We start from the raw sequence: 21,238 nt of genomic DNA, 5'->3' as shown, positions 1-21,238 counted from the left end.
GGGATGCGGGTCGGGCCCGTTCACCGGTTGGGGTGGACGGGCCCGACGCGCGTGACGGTGTGCGGAGTCACTCCGCGAGGGCCGCCTCCGCGTCCAGCGTCGCGGCGACCGCCTGGACCACCGCGGCGATCTTGAAGGCCTCCTGGATGACCTCACGCTCCACGCCGGCCTTGCGCAGCACCTGCTCGTGGGAGTCGAGGCACATGCCGCAGCCGTTGATCGCGGAGACCGCGAAGGACCAGAACTCGAAGTCGACCTTGTCGACGCCCGGGTTGCCGATCACGTTCATCCGCAGGCCGGCGCGCAGGTTGCCGTACTCGTGGTCCGACAGCAGGTGGCGGGTGCGGTAGAAGACGTTGTTCATCGCCATCACCGCGGCGGCGGCCTTGGCGGCCGTGTACGCCTCCGGCGACAGGTTCGCCTTCGCCTCCGGCTCCAGCTCACGCAGCACGATCGCCGAGCGCGAGGCGATCGCCGTCGACAGCACCGTGCCCCAGAGCTGCTGGGCCGACAGGTCCGAGTTGCCGATGACCGAACCCAGGTTGAGCTTCAGGTCCTTGGCGTAGTCCGGTATGCGGGACTTCAGGGAGTCGAGCGACATGCCGGATCACTCCCCCGACAGCAGCGCGACCGGGTCCAGGGTCTCGTCGCCCTTGGACCAGTTGCACGGGCAGAGTTCGTCGGTCTGCAGGGCGTCCAGCACCCGCAGGACCTCCTTGGGGTTACGGCCGACGGAGCCGGCGGTCACCATGGAGAACTGGATCTCGTTGTTCTGGTCCACGATGAACACGGCGCGCTTGGCGAAGCCGTCCTCGCCCTCGATGCCGAGGTCGCGCATCAGCTCGTGCTTGGAGTCCGCCATCATCGGGAACGGCAGGTCGCGCAGGTCGTCGTGGTCCTTGCGCCAGGCGTGGTGGACGAACTCGGAGTCGCCGGAGAAGCCGAGGACCTGGGCGTCACGGTCGGCGAACTCGTCGTTCAGCTTGCCGAAGGCGGCGATCTCGGTCGGGCACACGAAGGTGAAGTCCTTGGGCCACGCGAACACGATCTTCCACTTGCCCTCGTAGGTCTTGTGGTTGATCGTCTCGAACTCCTTGCCCTTCTCCAGCGAGACGCAGGCGGTCAGTTCGAAATCGGGGAACTTGTCACCGAAAGTGAGCACAGGCTCTCCTTGCAGCGGGGAAACACCCGGATTGCGGGCATTTCCCATGGGTTGGACCTTGTTGATGTTGGCACAACGTGCATTGATTAGTGAAATAGCTACACTCGGTCGTGTTGATCGGAGGTAGCTATCAGTGACCGTGGGCAAGAGGCGCAGGCAGCCCAGTTTCGCTCAGCTCCGCGCGTTCGCCGCGGTGGCCGAGCATCTGCACTTCCGGGACGCCGCCGCGGCGATCGGGATGAGCCAGCCGGCGCTGTCGGGCGCCGTGTCGACGCTGGAGGAGACGCTCGGTGTCACCCTCGTGGAGCGTACGACGCGCAAGGTGCTGCTCTCACCGGCCGGTGAGCGGCTCGCCGCCCGTGCCAAGGCCGTACTCGGGGAAGTCGACGCGCTGATGGAGGAGGCGGACGCGCTGCGGGCGCCGTTCACCGGGGTGCTGCGGCTCGGCGTCATCCCGACCGTCGCACCCTATCTGCTGCCGACGATCCTGCGGCTGGTCCGCGGCCGCTATCCGCTCCTCGACCTCCAGGTGCACGAGGAGCAGACCGCGAACCTGCTGGACGGACTGGCCGCCGGCCGGCTCGACCTGCTGCTGCTCGCCGTGCCCCTCGGTGTCCCCGGCGTGACCGAGATCCCCCTCTTCGACGAGGACTTCGTGCTGGTCACCCCGCTCGGCCACCGGCTCGGCGGCCGGGAGGGCATCCCCCGCGCGGTGCTGCGCGAGCTGAACCTGCTGCTGCTCGACGAGGGCCACTGCCTGCGCGACCAGGCCCTGGACATCTGCCGGGAGGCCGGGCGGGCCGACGTCCCGGCCACGACGACGGCGGCCGGGCTGGCCACACTCGTCCAGCTGGTCGCGGGCGGCCTCGGGGTGACCCTGCTGCCGCGCACCGCCGTCCCGGTCGAGACCGCCCGCTCCAACCGGCTGCTCACCGCCCGCTTCACCGACCCGGCCCCCAGCCGCCGCATCGCCCTCGCCATGCGCACGGGCACGGCGAGGGCGGCGGAGCACAGGGAACTGGCGGCGTCCCTGCGAGCGGCGATGCGGGACCTTCCGGTACGGATAGTGGGGAGCTGAGCGCCCCCCACCGTCCGTTCCGTTCACTCCGTGCGCAGCCCGTCCGGGCGCATCATGCGCAGCAGCGGGGGCAGGCTCAGCAGGGTCACCGCGAGGACCACGCCCGCGCCGACGCCGGTCATCCTCAGCACGCTCGCCCAGTCCACGCCCACCGGTGTCGCGGTCATCTTCAGCAGCACCGCGCCCAGGGTCACGCCCACTACCGAGGCCAGCAGCAGGCCCAGGCCGATCGGTATCGCCGTCTGCCAGAGCACCGACAGGCTCAGGGTGCGCCGGCGGGTGCCGAAGGCGACCAGGGCCGACAGCAGCTTGCGGCGCTCCCGCAACTGCTCCAGCTGGGAGACCAGCAGACTCGCCCCGATCAGCGCCAGTACGGCCACGGCGCCGACGAACAGGCCCGTACGGATCGACTCGTAGCGGTCGGAACGCTCGGTGGCGTACCACGTCGCCGGAACGCTCATCGGATCGATCTCGGCCGCCGCGTTGCGCACGTACTCGCGGACGTACGGCACCGAGTCGTCGATCACCAGATACAGCTCCCCTCTGACCGCCTCCGCCATGGCTGCGGGCATCGCGCCCGGGGTCATCAGGAAGCCGTTGCGCTGGGTGCCGGTCGGGTCGTCGATCGAGTCGGCCTGCTTCACTCCCTCCGGGAGCGTCCAGGCGACGGCCTCGGTCCCCGCGGGGCCTTCGGGCGTCTCCAGGTACAGCTTCCGGCCGGGCTTGTTCAGTGCCGCGGTCCCGTCGTCGTAGTCGCCGCCGCGGAGCGTGAACGCGTCACCGTCCCGGCAATCCGGCAGCTTCGCGACCTCCCGCAGGGTGGCGCAGTCGCCGATGGTCAGCGGCGCGCCGTTCTGCGGCTCCTTCTGCGGCGGCGCGTCATAGAGGTACCCCTCGGACAGGGCGTGCACCTGGCGTACGCCCTTGGTCCTCTCCAGCTTCGTCGTGGCCGCGCCGAGTTCCATGCCCGTGGGCACCCGCACCTGCATCTGGGCCCTGGTCACGTCGTAGTCGGTGGCCTTGGTGTAGTAGTCCTCCACCCCGGCGAACAGCATCTGCAGCGCGATCGCGCCGGCCACGGCCACCGCGATGCCGTTGACCATGCGGGCCGCCGCGCCGCTGCTCAACTGGAGTCGGCGCACGGCGAGTTGCCAGGACACGCTGCCCGAGCCGAGCCGGGCGACGACCGTCTCCACGATCCACGGCAGCAGCGCGGTGACGCCGACGAGCAGACAGACGACACCGCCGGTGACCAGGTACTGGTTGAAGTCCCCGTTCTCCTTGCCCTGGCCGATCATGGGGAACAGCATGCCGACCCCGGCCAGCGGCAGCAGCAGCCGCCACCACAGCCTGCGGCGGGCGGGCCGCGCCGTGCGCACCACGCCCAGCGGCTCGATGACCACCCCGCGCAGCGCCAGCAGCGTCACCAGCACCGCGGCCCCCGGAACAGCCACCGCGACCAGCAGCGCCAGCAGCGGCGAGGGGTTCAGGTAGCTCGGGAAGACACTGATCCGGAACACCTCGACGGAGGCCGCGAACTCACGCCCCGCCAGGAAGAACCCGGTGCCGAACACCAGCCCCAGCAGTGCCCCGCCGAGCGCCTCGCCCGCGGCGATCCGCCGGGTCATGCCGCCGTCGGAGCCGACCAGCCGCAGCGCGGCCAGCCTGCGGTCGCGCCGCTCGCCGCCGAACCGTACGGCCGCGGCGATGAACACGGCGACCGGCATCAGCAGCACCACGAAGACGACCAGGACCAGCAGCATGAGGACCGGGTCCATCTCCTCCTCCACCGGGTTGGGGTCCCCGAAGGAGTCGATACGGCCCACGATCCCGTCGCCAACCCGCTGTGCGAGGCCCTCGGCGCCCGCGTAGTAGGCGAGCTCCTGCGAGCCGATCAGCCCCTGCTCGCCGATCGTCCCCACGATGTCGTACGAGAGCCGTTCCCGCAGCAGTCGACTGTCGTCGGAGCCGAGGAGTTCCCTCAGCGCGGGGGAGACCCACATCTCGCCCGGCGCCGGGAACTCCCGGAGCCCCGGCGGCAGCGGGGCCTTGGCGCCCTCCGGCTCCAGCAGCCGGCCGCGGATGTCCCGGCCGTCGAACTCGGTGTCGGTGTCCGCGGTCACCAGGGTGTCGTCGGCGCGCTCGATCTGCTCACCGAAGGTGTAGTTGAGCCGCGCCTCCCCCCGCCGGTCCCGCTCCGCCAGCGCGCCCGGCAGGGCGGTGGTCAGCAGCAGCAGCGCCACCCCCAGCCCGACCCCGACGGCGGTGAGCAGCGCGCGGATCCAGCCCTCGCGTCCGCCGGCGAAGGCGAACCGCAGCCCCATGCCGAGGTCCCGCGCCCACTGGCCCGCACTCATACGGCGCGCTCCATGTCCCGGGACTTCCCGTCGCGCACGACGACCTCGCGGTCGGAGTACGCGGCCACCCGCGCCTCGTGCGTGACGAGGACGACGGCGGCGTTGGTGGACCGGGCGGCGTCGGTGAGCAGCTCCATCACCCGCTCGCCGTTGAGGGAGTCCAGGGCACCGGTCGGCTCGTCGGCGAACAGCACCCGGGGGCCGGTGACCAGCGACCGTGCCACGGCGACCCGCTGCCCCTGACCGCCGGACACCTCGCCGGGCCGCTTCTTGCGGACGTCGTCCACCTCGAGGCGCTCCAGCCAGGTCAGCGCGGCCCGCTCGGCCTCCTTGCGGGGCGTGCCGTTCAGCCGCAGCGGCAGGGCGACGTTCTCCACGCAGGTGAGTTCCGGCACGAGCTGCCCGAACTGGAAGACGAAGCCGAACTCCGAGCGCCTGAGCGCACTGCGCTCGGCGTCGCTCATCGCGGTCAGCTCGCGCCCGTCGTACGTGATCGACCCGGAGTCGGGGGTGACGATCCCGGCGAGGCAGTGCAGCAGCGTCGACTTGCCCGACCCGGAGGGTCCCATCACGGCGACGACCTCGCCGGGGTGGATGGAGAAGGCGGCACCGTCGAGCGCGGTGGTGGGACCGTAGGCCTTGCACAGGTCCTGGGCGGTGAGCAGGGAACCGGGGGGAACGGGCGCGGTCATCGGGTCACCGCCGCACGGAGCTTGTCGAGACGCGCCGCGGTCAGCTCCAGCCAGCGCAGATCGGCCTCGAGGTGGAAGAGGGCGTGGTCGCAGATGAGCTGGTCGGCGAGATCGCCCTTGCGCTTGCGGTCGGTGAGGATCCGCATGCCGCGCAGGTGCTCCGAGCGCTGCGTGTCGAGGATGTCGGCGGCGTCCCGGCTGGTGAGCAGGGCGAGGACGACCTTGGTGTAGAGCGTCGACTGGAGGTACGGCTCCGGCTTCTCCGGGGTGGCGAGCCAGCGCTCGACATCGGTGACGCCGGCCTCGGTGATCGCGTACCGCTTCCGCTCGGGGCCGCCGCCGGCCTCGATGCCGTCGACTTCGACGAGCCCGTTCTTCAGCAGCCGGGACATCGTCGAGTAGACCTGGCCGTAGTGCAGCGGCCGGTCGTGACCGAACTTCTCGTCGAAGGCCCGCTTCAGGTCGTAACCGTGGCGCGGACCGGACTCCAGGAGCCCCAGGAGGGTGTGACCGATGGACATGCGGAGCACTCTACACACGGTGTATACGCAGTGTGTATACACCGAGTGTGCAGACCGTGGCGCGGTGTACGGCGGCCCAGGTGGGAGCCGATTGTCACGGTTCTGTCACTGCGCCCGCGGAAGCGTGGACGGCCCGCCCGGGGGAGGCCCGGGGCGGGCCGTTCAGGCCGGCGGGGGGCCGGGGCTGGAGCTCCCGGGCGGACGGCCGCGGCGGGGCAGCGGCCCCGCCTCGCCGGGCAGCCGCCCCGCCTCCGCGAGGGCGCGCCGGAGCAGGAACTCGATCTGCGCGTTCGCCGAGCGCAGCTCGTCGTTCGCCCACCGCGCCAGCGCCTCGTACACCGACGGGTCCAGCCGCAGCAGCACCTGCTTGCGCTGCGGCCGGCCCTGGGGGGCCGAACCCCCGGACGGAGTCGTCACTGGTAGAGCGTCCCGGTGTTGAGGACCGGCTGCGCGGAACGGTCGCCGCACAGCACCACCATCAGGTTGGACACCATCGCCGCCTTCCGTTCGGGGTCCAGCTCCACGATGTCCTGCTCGGCGATCCGGGCGAGCGCCGACTCGACCATGCCCACGGCGCCCTCCACGATCTTCTGCCGCGCCGCCACGACCGCGCCAGCCTGCTGCCGCTGGAGCATCGCCGAGGCGATCTCGGGAGCGTACGCGAGGTGCGTGAAGCGGGACTCGATGATCTGCACGCCGGCCGCCTCCACGCGCGCGTGCAGTTCGACGGCGAGCTTCTCGGTGATCTCCTCGGCGTTGCCGCGCAGCGAGAGGCCGTCCTGGTCGTGGGCGTCGTAGGGGTACTCGATGGCGATGTGCCGGACGGCCGCCTCGGTCTGGGTGGAGACGAACTCGATGTAGTCGTCGACCTCGAAGGTGGCCTGGGCGGTGTCCTCCACCCGCCACACCACGACCGCGGCCAGCTCGATCGGGTTGCCGTAGGCGTCGTTCACCTTCAGGACCGCGGTCTCGTGGTTGCGCACCCGCGTCGAGATCTTCCTGCGCGAGGTGAGGGGGTTCACCCAGCGCAGCCCGTCCTGCCGGATCGTCCCCCGGTAGCGGCCGAAGAGCTGCACCACCCGCGCCTCGCCCGGCGCCACCATGTTCAGCCCGCACATCGCGAGGAACGCGGCGACGGCGACCAGGACGCCGGCGACGATCAGTGCGGCCTTGGCGCCGGCCCCGCTCACCGCCGTGGCGCCGATGACCAGCCCGGTGCCGGCCAGCAGTCCGACCAGTCCGAGCAGCAGCGCCAGCCCGCCGCCGATGCTGTGCGCCGCGAACTCCCGCACGCGCGGGGCCGGCATCTCGGGCACGTCGGCCGTGACCTGCGTGTCGTGTATGGACATGAGTGGTCCCCCGTTTCTCCGGGTGCCCGCCGAGCGGCTAGCACCTGCTTATCTAAGTGATATCACTTTACCCCGGCACGGCAACCTCGTACCCCTCTCGCACGTCGGTTCCGTTGGAACGGGTGCTGATTGTCACGCCCGTAAAGGCCGGATCGGCCGCCCTTTGTCATAGCCGCCGGTGTTAGCTTTCTGAGCTGACCTGAGCGGCGAACTGGTGTGGCCGACGAGCACACACGAACGAAGCGGAGCGGAACGGGCGCATGGGACGAGCGGAAGAAAGACGCGCACGACAGCGCGGTGGGCGCCGTGCGGCACCCGGCGGCCGCCGTTCCCCGGGCGCGGTCGGCCGCAGCGGCATACGCCGCCTCTTCACCTGGAAGAAGATCCTCGGCACGTTCTTCGGCCTCTGCCTGCTCGGCATGGGCGCCTTCATCGTGCTGTACCTGGTGATCGACATCCCCGAGGGGAACGCCGACGCCGAGCTCCAGGGCAACGTCTACGAGTACAGCGACGGCTCGATCATGGCCCGCAAGGGCTACAACCGCGAGATCGTCGACCTCGCCAAGGTGCCCAAGGACGTCCAGCGCACCTTCGTCGCCGCCGAGAACAAGAGCTTCTACAAGGACTCCGGCGTCGACCTCAAGGGCACCGCGCGCGGTGTGCTCAACACGCTCTCCGGCAAGGGCGCGCAGGGCGGCTCGACGATCACCCAGCAGTACGTCAAGAACTACTACCTGTCCCAGGAACAGACCGTCAGCCGCAAGCTGAAGGAGCTGGTCATCTCCTTGAAGCTGGACCGGGAGAAGTCCAAGGACTACATCCTCGCCGGCTACATCAACACCAGCTACTACGGCCGCGGCGCCTACGGGATCCAGGCGGCCGCGCAGGCCTACTACCGCGTCGACGCCGAGGACCTCGACGTCGAGCAGGGCGCGTACCTCGCCGCGCTGCTCCAGGCGCCGAACCAGTACGACTGGGCGATCGCCAGCGACACCGGCAAGAAGCTCGTCCAGGAGCGCTGGAACTACGTCCTGGACAACATGGTCGAGCAGAAGTGGCTGGACGGCTCCGACCGCCGGGGCATGGAGTTCCCGGTGCCCGAGGAGCCCAAGGCCGTTCCCGGGATGGAGGGGCAGACCGGGTACCTGGTGGAGGCGGCCAACACCGCGCTCAAGCAGCAGCTCGTCGCCCAGGGCACCGCCGAGGACATGAAGCAGGCCGAAGCCATGCTGGACCTCGGCGGCTACACCGTCACGCTCAACATCGACAAGAAGAAGCAGAAGGCGCTGGAGGAGGCGGTCAAGACCGAGCTCACCAGCAAGCTGGACCCCGAGAAGCGCGAGGTCGACGCCGACGTCCAGGCCGGCGCCGTCTCGGTGGACCCGAAGACGGGCGCGGTCGTGGCGATGTACGGCGGCGTGGACTACGTGAAGCACTACCGGAACAACGCCACCCGTGACGACTACCAGCCCGCCTCCACCTTCAAGCCGCTGATCCTCGCCGCGGCCGTGGACCAGGACGCCGAGACCCAGGACGGCGTGCCGATCACGGCGAACACGCTGTACGACGGCACGAGCAAGCGCCCCGTGATGGACGGCGACCGGGAGGTCGGCTTCGCGCCCCCCAACGAGGACGACGTCGACTACGGCGACATCACCGTCCAGGAGGCGATGAACAAGTCCGTCAACTCGGTCTTCGCGCAGATGGGCATCGACGTCGGCATGACCGAGGTGGTGAAGGCCGCGGGCGAACTCGGCATGGAGACCGAGGGCATGGAGGCCGTGCCCGCGCAGACCCTGGGCAGTATGGGCGCGAGCCCGCTGGAGATGGCCGGCGTCTACGCCACCCTCGACAACCACGGCAAGAAGGTCACCCCGGCGATCGTGAAGTCGGTCGAGCACAAGGACCGCGCGGTCGAGTTCCCCGACCCGGTCGGCGAGCAGGTCATCAGCCGCGAGGCCGCCGACACGGTGACCTCCGTGCTCACCGGCGTGGTCGACGACGGCACGGCCAGGCAGTCCGTGCGGGAGAACCCGCTGCGCGACGGCCAGCAGGTCGCCGGCAAGACGGGTACGTCCGACAACAACAAGTCGGCCTGGTTCACCGGCTTCACCCCCCGACTGGTCACCTCGGTCGGCCTGTTCGGCGAGGACGCCGAGAACGGCAACCAGGTCCCGATGTACCGGGCGGGCGGCGTCGACCACCGCGTCAACGGCGGTGGCTTCCCCGCGGAGATCTGGGCCGCGTACACCTTCGGCGTCATGGACGAGGTCACCGAGTTCGACCTGGACACCAAGCAGGGCAACGCGGTGAAGCCGAGCACCTCGCCGTCGGTCTCGCAGTCGCCGTCGCAGAGCCCGAGCGGCGAGCCGACGAGCGAGGAACCGACCACGGAAGCACCGCCGGAGACATCCGAGCCGCCGACCTCCGAGCCGCCGACGTCGGAGCCGCCGACGTCGGAGCCGCCGACGGACCCGACCACCTCCGCACCGCCGACGTTCGAGCTCCCGGGGGGCCCGGAGGACCCGGGGGACGACGAGGAGCAGTAGACGGGAGACACGAGGGGCGCCCGGTGACCACACCGGGCGCCCCTCGTCACGCCGTACGACGGCTCAGCCGCGGTTCAGCTCGAACCACACCACCTTGCCCGTGCTCAGCCGGGTCGCGCCCCAGCGCCGGGCCAGCCGGTTCACCAGGTACAGCCCGCGCCCGCCCTCGTCCGTGGCCCGCGCCTGCCGCAGCCGCGGCAGCTGCGGCACGTCGTCACCGACCTCGCAGCGCAGCACGTCGGTGCGCAGCAGCCGCAGGGTGACCGGCCGCGTGGCGTACCGCACGGCGTTGGTCACCACCTCGCTGACCAGCAGCTCGACGGAGTCGCTCAGCTCCTCCAGACCCCAGCGGGACAGCGCCCGCCGGGCGAGGCGGCGGGCCCGGCCGGGGGCGGCGTCCTCCGGCTCCAGGAACCAGTACGCCACGTCGCTCGGCGCGATCCCGTCGAAGCGGGCGGCGAGCAGCGCGATGTCGTCGTCCCGGTCGCCCGGACCGAGCATGTCGAGCACCTCGTCGCACAGCGCCTCAAGCGGCGGCGGATGATCGGGCCCGGTGAGCTGCGCGGTCGCGGCGAGCTTCTCCCGCAACTGCTCGATCCCGGTCCACACGTCCCGCAGCCGGGACTCCACCAGGCCGTCGGTGTACAGCAGCAGGGTCGCCCCGGCGGGCGCGTCCAGCTCCACCGCCTCGAAGTCCACCCCGCCCACACCGATCGGGGCGCCCGCGGGCACCCGCAGCACCTCGGCCCGGCCGCCCAGCTCCAGCAGGACGGGCGGCGGATGGCCGGCGTTGGCGATGGTGATGCGGTGCGAGACCGGGTCGTAGACCGCGTACAGACAGGTCGCCATGCGGTCCACGCCGAGCCGCTGCGCCTGCTCGTCGAGGTGGTGCAGCACCTCCTGCGGCGGCAGGTCGAGACCGGCCAGGGTCTGCGCGGTGGTGCGGAGCTGGCCCATGATCGCCGCCGACGTCATGGAGTGCCCCATGACGTCACCGACCACCAGCGCGACCCGGCTGCCGGGCAGCGGGATGGCGTCGTACCAGTCGCCGCCGACCCGCGCGGTCTCCGCGGCCGGCAGGTACCGGGACGCCAGCCGCACGCCGGTGCAGCGCGGCAGGTTCTCCGGCAGCATCGTGCGCTGCAACTCGTCCGCGATGTACGCCTCCCGCCCGTACAGCACCGCCTTGTCGATGCCGAGGGCGCTGTGCGTGGCGAGCTGGGCTGCGACCAGCAGGTCGTCGGCCTCGAACGGGATGCGCTCCGGGCGGCGCAGGAACAGCGCCGCGCCGATCACCCGCCGCCGGCCGCGCAGCGGCGCGAGGATCGCCCGCTGTCCGTCCGGTACGGCCGGCGCGCCCTCCTCGCCGAGCAGTTCGGGCAGCGCGGCGCGGGCCGCGGGCGCGTCCGTGAACACCGGCCGCACCCCGCGCAGCACCTCGGCGAGCGCGCTGCCGGGCCGCACCGTGCACAGCTCCGCGCCGACCGAGTCCAGCTCGGACGGCTCCGGCGGGGCGACCGGGGTGAACCCGCCCTCGGTGTCCCGCTCGGCCGGTATCCGGTCGCTGCGGCGCAGCCGCAGCACCAGCGGGCCGGTGGGCCGCTCGTCGCCGACCGGCAGCGGATCGCGCAGATAGACCAGGATCGCGTCGGAGAAGGTGGGCACGGTGGCCCGGCACAGCCCCATCACGATCTCGTCCAGGTCGATGCCGCGGGCGATCCGCCGGGTCGCGGCACCGACGAACCGCAGCCGGTCCCCGTCCCGGCGCATCGGCGTGGGCCGCCCGGGCCGGGCGAGCTGCCCGGTGCGCCGCTCCGTGCCGTCGGGGCCCACGGCCGGCTGCACCGGGATGCCCTCGGGCGCGGGACGCGGCCGGTGCGTGTCCGGTCCGGCGCCCTGCCCGGCACCCGGCTGGGAGTGCTCGGAGCCGGGCCCGGCGGCCGGGTCCTGGCCGGTGCCGTCCGGCGCCACCGTGTCCGGCGACGCGGCCCCGGACGCGGGAGACTCACCGCCGGAGCCGCTCTGAAGGGGTAAGGCGGCCCCCGTGCCCGGCACACGCGCCGGCGGCGGGGTACGCAGGAGCGCCCCGCGGGGATCCGCGGGGTCGACGCCCGGCTGCGGGCGTTCGAAGGAGGTCGGCTGCTCCGTCACGCGTGTCGAGTCCATCCGTCCGGCGCACGCCGTGCGCGCGGTTCGTCCCGCCGAAACTCCGATACCCGGAATACGTGCCCCCGGAACGGAATTCCCGCGTGGTCAGAGGTTGTTCCTGTGCCGTTGGCCGGCCGTTCCCGGCCGGCACCGGTGTTTCCGTACCCCTCGCTCACGTCCTGCCGCCCCTCGGTGACGATCGGTCAAGCCCGGTTCCCGCTCCGGCGGTTGCTGCCCCGCGCCCCTGCGGAGGACGATCCTACGTTTCCCGCCCGGGGACGCGGCAAGGGTCTCACGAGGACACATGCGCCGGAGTGCGGTCCCAGTCCTGTGGCAGTGACGGTACCGTCCACGACGGATCCGGGCGCCAGTTCTCCCACCGGTCGGCGAACGGCGGCCCCCAGGCCTCGATCACCTCCACCGCGGCCCGCCCGGCCGCCCGCACCCTTGCGGCCAGCGCGGAGTCCACCAGACCGTCCCGCTGGGCCTGGGCGAACTCGTCCTCGTCCCGCCAGTGCCAGGCCCGGTCCGGGTGCACGGAGATGTCCAGGAAGTGGTCCTCGGAGTCCACCCCGCCCGCCCAGCGGGCCAGCGGCTCCTCCAGGTTCACGTACCAGTTCTTGAACCGCCAGCCCGGCTCCCAGAACAGCCACACCGACCAGGGCTCGCCGGGCCGGGCCAACTTCAGCACACCGGTGCCGAACCAGCGGTCCCGCTGCACCGCGCGCGGCTTGGTGTACCGGGTGCCGAGCGGCTCCTGGTGCACCGGCGTGCCGTCGGCGAGCACCGGCTTCACGCACTCGGTGCCCGGCGCCATCCACACCGCGAGCAGCTCCGGGTCGTCGCGTACGACCGTGACGGGGCGCGCGATGTGGATGCGCGCCCCGGCGTTCTCCCGGTACCGCCACAGGATCTGCGTCCCGGGCGCCCAGTGTCCGGCCGTCCCGCCCGCTTCCTCTTCCCCGCGTTCCTCGCGCATCGCCGCTCCGCCCTCTGTCATGGCCAGATAGTAGGTGCCATGCGCATACGACGCCGTGGTCCCCGCCACGGTTCACACCCGGCGTGCCAGGCTTTACGGGCGCGTCATCCGCAGGACATCCAGCGCCTCGTCGAGCTGCTCCACGGTGAGGTCGCCCCGTTCGACGTAACCGCCCTCCAGGACCACCTGCCGGATGGTCTTCCGCTCGGCCAGCGACTTCTTGGCGACCTTGGCGGCCTCCTCGTAGCCGAGGTACTTGTTGAGCGGGGTGACCACGGACGGCGAGGACTCGGCGTACTCCAGGGCCCGTTCGCGGTGCGCGACGATCCCGTCGACCGTGCGGTCGGCGAGCAGCCGGGAGACGTTCGCGAGCAGCCGCACCGACTCCAGCACGTTCTTCGCGATGACCGGGAGCATGACGTTGAGCTCGAAGTTGCCGGCGGCGCCCGCGGCGGCGACGGTCGCGTCGTTGCCGGTGACCTGCGCGCAGACCATGAGCACGGCCTCCGGGACGACCGGGTTGACCTTGCCGGGCATGATCGAGGAGCCGGGCTGGAGGTCGGGCAGGCTGATCTCGGCGAGGCCGGTACGCGGTCCGGACGCCATCCACCGCAGATCGTTGGCGATCTTCGTCAGCCCGACGGCGATGGTCCGCAGCTGACCGCTGGTCTCCACGACGCCGTCCCGGGCGCCCTGCGCCTCGAAGTGGTCCCGCGCCTCGGTCAGCGGCAGCCCGGTCGCGCGGGCGACCTCCTCGATGACGGCGGCGGAGAACCCCGGCGGGGTGTTGATGCCGGTGCCGACGGCGGTCCCGCCCAGCGGCAGCTCGGCGAGGCGCGGCAGGGAGGCGTTCAGGCGCTCGATCCCGTACCGCACCTGGGCCGCGTACCCGCCGAACTCCTGGCCCAGCGTCACCGGAGTGGCGTCCATCAGGTGCGTCCGCCCGGACTTCACCACGTCGGCGAACTCCTCGGCCTTGCGCTCCAGGGACGCGGCGAGGTGGTCGAGCGCCGGGATCAGGTCGCGGGTGACGGCGGCCGTGGCGGCGATGTGGAGGGACGAGGGGAACACGTCGTTGGACGACTGCGAGGCGTTGACGTGGTCGTTGGGGTGCACGTCCCGTCCCAGCCGCTCGGTGGCGAGCGTGGCGACGACCTCGTTGGTGTTCATGTTGGACGAGGTCCCGGAGCCCGTCTGGAACACGTCGACGGGGAAGTGCTCGTCCCACCGGCCCTCGGCGACCTCGGCGGCCGCCTCCTGGATCGCCTCGGCGACGTCCTCGTCCAGCACCCCGAGCCGGGCGTTCACCCTGGCCGCGGCGCCCTTGATCCGGGCGAGGGCCTCGATGTGGGCGCGCTCCAGCCGCTGCCCGGAGACCGGGAAGTTCTCCACGGCGCGCTGGGTCTGCGCGCGCCACTTGGCGTCGGCCGGTACCTTCACCTCCCCCATGGAGTCGTGCTCGATGCGGTAGCGCCGGTCGTCGTCCGTGGTCGTCATCGTCGTACCTCCGAGATGCACAGCAGCGGTGTCCGACGAGCGTATTCCCGGACGGCCCCCGCCCCGCCGCAGGAGGAGCGCGGCGGGGCGGGGGTCCCGTGGGGGGAGGTCAGCCGCCCTGGAGGGTGACGTCGTCCAGGAGGAAGCTCGTCTGCAGGGAGGAGTCCTCACTGCCGGTGAACGTCAGGGTCACCGTCTGCCCCGCGTACGCCGACAGGTCGACCGACCGCTGCACGTAGCCGCTGCCGGCGTCGGCGTTGGAGAGGGTGGCGAGCGTGGTGCCGCCGGCCCTGACGGTGAACCTGTCGTACGCGGTCGAGCCGGACTCGTCGGTGTCGATGTGCAGCCAGTAGCCCAGTGCCGCCCGGGAGCACCCGGACGGCACGGTCACCGTCTGGCTGATCGACTCGGTGCCCGTGGACCCGTTCCCCCCGAGCCAGGCGAATCGGGTTCCGCCGTGGGCCGGCTGTCCCGTGTGGGCGCCGATGGCTCCGGTGGTCCCGGTCCACGGCGAGGTGCCGCTCTCGAACCCGCCGTTCACGACCGCTCCGGCGGTGTCACAGCCGCCGCCGGTGCCGGCGTCCACGGCCCGCTGCCAGATCGTGTACGCGATGCCGTCGGACGCGCGGTCCAGGCCGGTGGTGTTGATGTTGGTGAGGGTGTCGCACGACCGGTGGTAGCAGGGGTCGTACGCGGACCCGGAGGTCCCGCCCCACTTCGCGGCCTGCGCGGAGGTCTTGCGGGCACTGGCGCCCATCGCGTAGCCGGAGGTCGGGATGCCGTACTGCTCGAAGGAGTAGTCGTCGCTGCGTCCCGCGCCCTCGGTGTTCTCCTCCGGCTGGAGGCCCAGTGAGTCCCAGTACGCCTTCATCGGCGCGGCGGCCGAGGAGGTGATGTGGTTGACGAAGTAGCCGCCGTTGGTGGAGGCGATCATGTCGAAGTTGTAGTACGCCTTGATCTTCGCGCGCTCGGTCGACGACAGCGAACGCACGTAGAAGTCGGACCCGTTGAGGCCCTGCTCCTCGTCGGTCCACCAGGCGAAGCGGACCCGGTCGCGCAGGGTGGGGTTCTGCCGGGCGAGCGTCAGGGCGTTCTCCAGCAGGGCGGCCGAACCGGAGCCGTTGTCGTTCATGCCGGGCCCCGCCGAGACGCTGTCCAGGTGGGCGCCGAACATGTACACGGTGCCCGCGTCGCCCTGCGGCCACTCGGCGATCAGGTTGGGCCCGGCCCCGCTGGTGCAGCCGGAGGTGCACGGCTGTTCGGTGACGGTGTATCCGGCGGCCTGCAGCCTGCCCTTCACATAGGCGACGGAGTCGCGGTAACCCTGGCCGGTGGACCGGCGGTTGCCGCCGTTCCGGCCCGCGATGGCGCTGAACTCGTTCAGGTGCGCCTTCACCTGGTTCACATCGACGTCGGGCGCTGCGGTGGTGTCCGCGGTGCGCACGGGGCCGGCGGCCGCGGCGGGGAGTGTTCCGCAGCCGAGCACGACGGCGAGCGAGAGGCCCGCCACGGCGAATCTTCGTTTCACCTGGTCTCCTCCGGGAGGTGGCTGTGGGGTGAGCCACACAGGGGTGACATGGCATGAGCATGTCGGAGTGGCGAGAAGACTCACAGTGATGGTGGGGCCAGTCAACGGAACGGGCGGCGAGAGGCCGAGGTTGTCCGAAAGCGGCACACGAGGTCCGCTATGCGGACGGCGGCCCGCCCTCGCCGCCCCTTCCCCGCTCCTCGAACTCCCCCGGAGGGGCTGAATCGGTTCCTCCGGCGCTTGAGAAGCGGGAGTCCGGGAGCGGCGCCCCCGGTGAACGGGAACGGAAAGGGGCGGGGGGGGCGGGAAACCCCGCCCCCGCCGCCCCGCCCCGCGGAACTACGCCAGCCCGGGCCCCCGCACCGGGATCGACGTGAACGTCGGCTGCTGCGGCGAAGGATCCTGGAAGAAGTCATTCCCCTTGTCGTCGACCACGATGAACGCCGGGAAGTCCTCCACCTCGATCTTCCACACGGCCTCCATTCCGAGCTCCTCGTACTCGACGACCTCGACCTTCTTGATGCAGTCCTGCGCGAGCCGGGCCGCCGGCCCGCCGATGGACCCGAGGTAGAACCCGCCGTGCGCGTCGCACGCGTCGGTCACCTGCTTGCTCCGGTTCCCCTTCGCCAGCATGACCTTGGACCCGCCCGCCGCCTGGAACTGCTCCACGTACGAGTCCATGCGCCCGGCCGTCGTCGGCCCGAAGGACCCCGACGCGTACCCCTCCGGCGTCTTCGCGGGACCCGCGTAGTACACCGGGTGGTCCTTCAGGTACTGCGGCATCTCCTCGCCGGCGTCCAGCCGCTCCTTGATCTTGGCGTGCGCGATGTCCCGCGCCACGACCAGCGGCCCGGTCAGCGAGAGCCGGGTCTTGACCGGGTACTTGGTCAGCTCGGCGAGGATGTCGTCCATCGGCTGGTTGAGGTCGATCCTGACCACGTCGCCGGACTCGTCCAGCTGCTCGTCCGTCGTCTCCGGCAGGAACCGCGCCGGGTCCGTCTCCAGCTGCTCCAGGAATACGCCCTCGGCGGTGATCTTCGCGACGGCCTGCCGGTCCGCCGAGCAGGACACCGCGATCGCGACCGGGCACGACGCCCCGTGCCGCGGCAGCCGCACCACCCGCACGTCGTGGCAGAAGTACTTGCCCCCGAACTGCGCCCCGATCCCGATCCTCTGCGTCAGCTCGAAGACCTTCTCCTCCAGCTCCTTGTCCCGGAAGCCGTGGCCGAGCGGCGACCCCTCGGCGGGGATCCCGTCCAGGTAGTGCGCGGAGGCGTACTTCGCGGTCTTCAGCGCGTACTCGGCCGACGTGCCGCCGACGACGATCGCCAGGTGGTACGGCGGACAGGCGGCCGTGCCCAGCGAACGGATCTTCTCCTCCAGGAACTTCATCATGGAGGCCTCGTTCAGGACGGCCTTGGTCTCCTGGTAGAGGAACGACTTGTTGGCCGACCCGCCGCCCTTGGCCATGAACAGGAACTTGTACGCGCCGCCGTCCGTCGCGTACAGCTCGATCTGCGCCGGGAGGTTGGAACCGGTGTTCTTCTCCTCCCACATGGTGAGCGGAGCCATCTGCGAGTAGCGCAGGTTCAGGTTCTTGTAGGCGTCGTAGATGCCCCGGGACAGGGCCTCCTCGTCGCGCCCCTCCGTCAGCACGTTCTGCCCGCGCTTGCCCATGACGATCGCCGTGCCGGTGTCCTGGCACATCGGCAGCACGCCCGCCGCCGCGATGTTCGCGTTCTTCAGCAGGTCGAGCGCCACGAACTTGTCGTTGCCCGACGCCTCGGGGTCGTCGATGATGCGGCGCAGCTGCGCCAGGTGGGCCGGGCGCAGATAGTGCTGGATGTCGTGGACGGCCTCCTCGGCGAGCTTGCGCAGCGCCTCCGGCTCCACCTTGAGGAAGGTCCGTCCGTCGGCCTCGAAGGTGGAGACACCTTCGGAGGTCACCAGCCGGTAGGGGGTGGTGTCCTCTCCCATGGGGAGCAGATCGGCGTACTCGAACTCAGGCATCTCGCCCATTCCTCACTCGACAGACGGCCGCCCGCCGACGTCGGCGGGCGCCCACCAGCGTAGGACCTGCTCCCCGGGGCGAGGCTGTGAGGTTGTCCTCAGTCGTCCCCGTCAGGGGGTAGTCGCGATCTATCGCGTTTCGGTACGCTGTTGCCGTGGACCTCCAGAAGCACGCCCAGCAGCCGGCCGCGGCACCGCGGACGGCCGAGCTGCGCGCCTCCGACGCCGACCGGGACCGTACCGCCGACCTCCTGCGCGAGGCCCTCGCCGAGGGCCGCCTCACCGCCGACGAGCACGCGGAGCGCGTCGAGGGCGTGCTGGCCGCCAAGACGGTCGGGGAGCTGGAGGTGTTCCTCCAGGACCTGCCGATAGCCCACCAGCGGCGTGCGGCGGCACACGCCTCCGCCCCCAGCCGCCCCACCACCGGCGCGATCCCGGTGGACCCCGACGACAACGTGGTCGCGGTGTTCAGCGCCGCCTCCCGCAAGGGCCGTCGGCGCACCGGCCGTCGCATCCACGCGTACGCGGTCTTCGGCAGCGTGGAGATCGACCTCAGCGAGGCGCTGTTCGACCACCAGCAGGTCATGATCAAGGCGTTCTCCGTCTTCGGCAGTGTCGAGGTCCTCGTCCCGGAGAACGTGTCGCTGCGCGGCATGGGCGGCGGTGTGCTCGGCTCCTTCGAGGTGGACACGCTCGACGCGGCCGACGACGAGGCCCCGGTGGTCTACGTCGACGGCTGGGCGGTGCTGGGCAGCGTCGAGGCGCGGCCCAGGCGCGGCAAGCTCGTGGCGGACATCCTCGACCGGGTGCAGCGCAAGGTCGACCGGAGCCTGCGCAGGCACCTGGGCCACTGACGCGCGGTCCGGAACTCAGTGCATAGGCGCGCGCACATCGGGTAAGCCTTGCTGCATCGTGTCTCGCTTGCGAAGCCGTCGTCAGGAGTAGACCGTGCTGCAACCGCCGCATTCGTCCCTGCAGATAGCCGCTGTCCCGGCCCAGCGAGCGGCAGCGCGGGACAGGGACCAGGACGCCCCCTGGCACACCGAGGCGGTGTGCCGGCGCGACGAGGCGGGGCTGTTCTTCGCACCCTCGAAGGAACCCACCGCCGCCCGGCTCTCCCGGGAGGAGGCGGCCAAGCGCGTCTGCGCCCGCTGTCCGGTGATGGTCGAGTGCCGCGAGCACGCCCTGCTCCAGCCCGAGCCCTACGGTGTCTGGGGCGGCCTCACCGCCGCCGAGCGCCGAGTGGTCCTGGCCCGCCGCAGGCGCCGCGACATGGAACTGAAGAAGGCCTCCCGCCCGGGCCGCATCGCGGCAGCGGGCTGACACGCGCGCGCAAGGGAAAGGGCGCCCCCTCCGCACAGGGGGCGCCCTTTCGGCGCGGGGCTGTGACACGTGCGGCTCCGCCGCGTGGGCGCTCCCTCCGCACCGGGGGGGCGCCTCGTCACGCCGGGCGGGGCGATCCACCAGGGGGCGCGGGGAACTGCGCGACCAGCCGCAGTGCGCCCGCACTCACCCACGCGCCGCGCCGCGGGCACGACGCACCGAAGTGACGTTTCACTTCGCCCGGTCGAAATCGATCGCGCTGTACGCCCGCAGCTTGCTCAGCCGGTGCTCGGAGTCGATCCTGCGCACCGTCCCCGACTTGGACCGCATCACGATGGAGTCGGTCGTGGCCGTCTCCGACCGGTACCGCACCCCGCGCAGCAGCTCGCCGTCGGTGATGCCCGTCGCCACGAAGAACACGTTGTCCCCGGTGACCAGGTCCTCCGTGGTCAGCACCCGGTCCAGATCGTGTCCGGCGTCGACCGCCCGCTGCCGCTCCTCGTCGTCCTTGGGCCACAGCTTGCCCTGGATCGTGCCGCCCAGGCACTTCACCGCGCAGGCCGAGATGATGCCCTCGGGGGTGCCGCCGACGCCGAGCAGCAGGTCGATGCCGGTGCCCTCGCGCAGCGCGAGGATCGAGCCGGCCACGTCGCCGTCGGAGATCAGCTTGATGCGCGCCCCGGTCTCCCGGATCTCCTTGATGATGCCCTCGTGCCGCGGCCGGTCGAGGATCACCACGGTGACGTCCTCGGGGGTGGCCCGCTTGGCCTTGGCGACCCGGCGGATGTTCACGCTCACCGGCGCGTTGATGTCGACGAAGTCGGCGGCCTCCGGCCCGGTGACCAGCTTGTCCATGTAGAACACGGCCGACGGGTCGAACATCGAGCCGCGCTCGGCGGCGGCCAGCACCGCGATGGCGTTCGTCATGCCCTTGGCGGTCAGCGTCGTACCGTCGATCGGGTCGACGGCGATGTCGCACTCGGGGCCGGTCCCGTCACCCACGCGCTCCCCGTTGAAGAGCATCGGGGCCTCGTCCTTCTCGCCCTCGCCGATGACGACGACGCCGTTCATCGAGACGGTGGAGACGAGGGTGCGCATCGCACGCACCGCGGCGCCGTCGGCGCCGTTCTTGTCGCCGCGCCCTACCCAGCGGCCGGCTGCCATGGCCGCCGCCTCGGTGACCCGTACGAGCTCCAGGGCGAGGTTGCGGTCGGGGGCCTCGGACGGGACATCGAGCTCGGACGGCAAGTGATGGTGTTCGGTCATCGGAGCGCACCTTTCTGTACGACGACGGCCGGATGAGGGTGTGGGCACGACTCTATCGTCAGTACGACAAAATGAGCAGGGGACCCCACGGATGAGCGCACCGGGCACCTGCGACGATAGGGGGCGTGGCAGGAACGAGCAGCATGCAGAAAACGGCCCGGGACATGATCCTCTCCCTGGTCCTCGTCATGCTCGCCGCGGGAGTGGTCTGGCTGTTCATCCCGCACGAGGACGGCGAACCCGACATCAAGCGGGTCGACTACCGGGTCGACCTCCTCACGGCCCGCCGGGCCGCCTCCTACCCCGTGGCCGCGCCGGAGGGCCTGTCCGAGGCGTGGAAGCCCACCTCCGTCCGCTTCCAGGGCACCGAGGCCGACGCCTGGCACCTCGGCTTCCACGCCCCCGACGGGGAGTACGTGGCGGTCGAGCAGTCCGCGGCCAAGCGGTCGGTGTTCATCGAGGACAAGACGCAGGGCGCCGCGAAGACCGGGGCCACCGAGCGGATCGACGGCAGGACCTGGACGCGCTACGAGGGCGACCACTACGACGCGCTGGTGCTGGAGGGCACCGAGGGCTCGACCACGGTGGTGACCGGCACGGGCTCGTTCGGCCAGCTGGCGAAGATGGCCGGGGCGCTGCGCACCGAGTGAGCGCACGCGACACGGGGCGGGGCCCCCCCCCCGGGGGCGGGGGGGGGGGGGGCCGCCCCCAGTGCGCGGGTGGCGTGCTAATTAGGGGGGTGCGACCGGGAGGCGATCAAAACACGCGGGGCGCGCGTT

At 71.4% G+C, this 21,238-nt stretch carries 18 protein-coding genes; 5 read left to right on the top strand and 13 right to left on the bottom strand.

Features of this window, described 5'->3' with window-relative positions; all coding sequences use genetic code 11:
• Positions 1-67: 67 nt before the first annotated feature.
• Both ACFY3N_RS01755 and ACFY3N_RS01750 read right to left on the bottom strand, forming a co-directional pair.
• On the bottom strand, positions 68-601 hold the full coding sequence (locus ACFY3N_RS01755; RefSeq protein WP_390814658.1) for an alkyl hydroperoxide reductase: 534 nt from the start codon (positions 599-601) through the stop codon (positions 68-70).
• Positions 602-607: 6 nt separating this feature from the next.
• On the bottom strand, positions 608-1,162 hold the full coding sequence (locus tag ACFY3N_RS01750; RefSeq protein ID WP_390814657.1) for a peroxiredoxin: 555 nt from the start codon (positions 1,160-1,162) through the stop codon (positions 608-610).
• A gap of 133 nt (positions 1,163-1,295) precedes the next feature.
• Here ACFY3N_RS01750 and ACFY3N_RS01745 point away from each other — a divergent pair, with 133 nt between their 5' ends.
• A complete protein-coding gene (locus ACFY3N_RS01745; protein WP_390814656.1) occupies positions 1,296-2,240 on the top strand; it encodes a LysR substrate-binding domain-containing protein in 945 nt (314 codons plus the stop codon).
• Between the two features lie 23 nt (positions 2,241-2,263).
• On the opposite strand, the gene ACFY3N_RS01740 is transcribed toward ACFY3N_RS01745, so the two are convergent.
• From ACFY3N_RS01740 to ACFY3N_RS01720, 5 genes are all read right to left on the bottom strand, one after another.
• Complete coding sequence (locus tag ACFY3N_RS01740; RefSeq protein WP_390814655.1) at positions 2,264-4,597, bottom strand: ABC transporter permease; 2,334 nt, start codon at positions 4,595-4,597, stop codon at positions 2,264-2,266.
• Positions 4,594-5,289, bottom strand: a complete 696-nt coding sequence (locus ACFY3N_RS01735; RefSeq protein WP_390814654.1) for an ABC transporter ATP-binding protein — start codon at positions 5,287-5,289, stop codon at positions 4,594-4,596. The genes ACFY3N_RS01740 and ACFY3N_RS01735 overlap by 4 nt, the downstream gene beginning before the upstream one ends.
• Entirely contained in the window at positions 5,286-5,810 is a 525-nt protein-coding gene (locus ACFY3N_RS01730; protein WP_390814653.1) for a PadR family transcriptional regulator, read from the bottom strand. The genes ACFY3N_RS01735 and ACFY3N_RS01730 overlap by 4 nt, the downstream gene beginning before the upstream one ends.
• Positions 5,811-5,972: 162 nt before the next feature.
• On the bottom strand, positions 5,973-6,278 hold the full coding sequence (locus ACFY3N_RS01725; protein WP_390814652.1) for a hypothetical protein: 306 nt from the start codon (positions 6,276-6,278) through the stop codon (positions 5,973-5,975).
• Positions 6,224-7,159, bottom strand: a complete 936-nt coding sequence (locus tag ACFY3N_RS01720) for an SPFH domain-containing protein (protein ID WP_390814651.1) — start codon at positions 7,157-7,159, stop codon at positions 6,224-6,226. The genes ACFY3N_RS01725 and ACFY3N_RS01720 overlap by 55 nt, the downstream gene beginning before the upstream one ends.
• A gap of 260 nt (positions 7,160-7,419) precedes the next feature.
• Between ACFY3N_RS01720 and ACFY3N_RS01715 the strand changes: the two genes are divergently transcribed.
• Positions 7,420-9,708 (top strand): transglycosylase domain-containing protein, encoded by a 2,289-nt coding sequence (locus tag ACFY3N_RS01715; RefSeq protein WP_390814650.1) that lies wholly within the window; start codon positions 7,420-7,422, stop codon positions 9,706-9,708.
• A gap of 63 nt (positions 9,709-9,771) precedes the next feature.
• On the opposite strand, the gene ACFY3N_RS01710 is transcribed toward ACFY3N_RS01715, so the two are convergent.
• From ACFY3N_RS01710 to ACFY3N_RS01690, 5 genes are all read right to left on the bottom strand, one after another.
• Positions 9,772-11,874, bottom strand: coding sequence for a SpoIIE family protein phosphatase (locus ACFY3N_RS01710; protein ID WP_390814649.1), 2,103 nt, complete (start codon positions 11,872-11,874; stop codon positions 9,772-9,774).
• A gap of 274 nt (positions 11,875-12,148) precedes the next feature.
• On the bottom strand, positions 12,149-12,856 hold the full coding sequence (locus ACFY3N_RS01705) for a DUF402 domain-containing protein (RefSeq protein WP_390814648.1): 708 nt from the start codon (positions 12,854-12,856) through the stop codon (positions 12,149-12,151).
• A 72-nt stretch (positions 12,857-12,928) separates the two neighbouring features.
• Positions 12,929-14,332 carry a class II fumarate hydratase gene (locus tag ACFY3N_RS01700; RefSeq protein ID WP_390814647.1) on the bottom strand — a complete coding sequence of 468 codons (1,404 nt, stop codon included), beginning with the start codon at positions 14,330-14,332 and terminating at the stop codon, positions 12,929-12,931.
• 109 nt (positions 14,333-14,441) lie between these two features.
• Positions 14,442-15,860, bottom strand: a complete 1,419-nt coding sequence (locus ACFY3N_RS01695) for a M28 family peptidase (RefSeq protein ID WP_390814646.1) — start codon at positions 15,858-15,860, stop codon at positions 14,442-14,444.
• 339 nt (positions 15,861-16,199) lie between these two features.
• Complete coding sequence (locus ACFY3N_RS01690) at positions 16,200-17,870, bottom strand: fumarate hydratase (protein ID WP_390814645.1); 1,671 nt, start codon at positions 17,868-17,870, stop codon at positions 16,200-16,202.
• A 155-nt stretch (positions 17,871-18,025) separates the two neighbouring features.
• Between ACFY3N_RS01690 and ACFY3N_RS01685 the strand changes: the two genes are divergently transcribed.
• Positions 18,026-18,724: a DUF1707 domain-containing protein gene (locus tag ACFY3N_RS01685; RefSeq protein WP_390814644.1), complete on the top strand. Its 699-nt coding sequence runs from the start codon at positions 18,026-18,028 to the stop codon at positions 18,722-18,724.
• A 94-nt stretch (positions 18,725-18,818) separates the two neighbouring features.
• Complete coding sequence (locus tag ACFY3N_RS01680) at positions 18,819-19,193, top strand: WhiB family transcriptional regulator (RefSeq protein ID WP_390814643.1); 375 nt, start codon at positions 18,819-18,821, stop codon at positions 19,191-19,193.
• Between the two features lie 231 nt (positions 19,194-19,424).
• Here the strand turns inward: ACFY3N_RS01680 and glpX are convergent, their stop codons facing one another.
• Positions 19,425-20,459: a class II fructose-bisphosphatase gene (gene glpX, locus ACFY3N_RS01675; RefSeq protein ID WP_390814642.1), complete on the bottom strand. Its 1,035-nt coding sequence runs from the start codon at positions 20,457-20,459 to the stop codon at positions 19,425-19,427.
• A 143-nt stretch (positions 20,460-20,602) separates the two neighbouring features.
• On the opposite strand from glpX, the gene ACFY3N_RS01670 reads away from it, so the two are divergent.
• On the top strand, positions 20,603-21,109 hold the full coding sequence (locus ACFY3N_RS01670; protein ID WP_390814641.1) for a DUF4245 domain-containing protein: 507 nt from the start codon (positions 20,603-20,605) through the stop codon (positions 21,107-21,109).
• The last annotated feature ends 129 nt before the right edge of the window (positions 21,110-21,238 follow it).

Origin of the sequence: Streptomyces sp. NPDC000348 (genome assembly GCF_042898795.1) — a bacterium.
GTDB lineage: Bacteria > Actinomycetota > Actinomycetes > Streptomycetales > Streptomycetaceae > Streptomyces.
The sequence above is the reverse complement of the archived record's forward strand: the minus strand, read 5'-3'. Positions and strand labels throughout refer to the sequence as shown.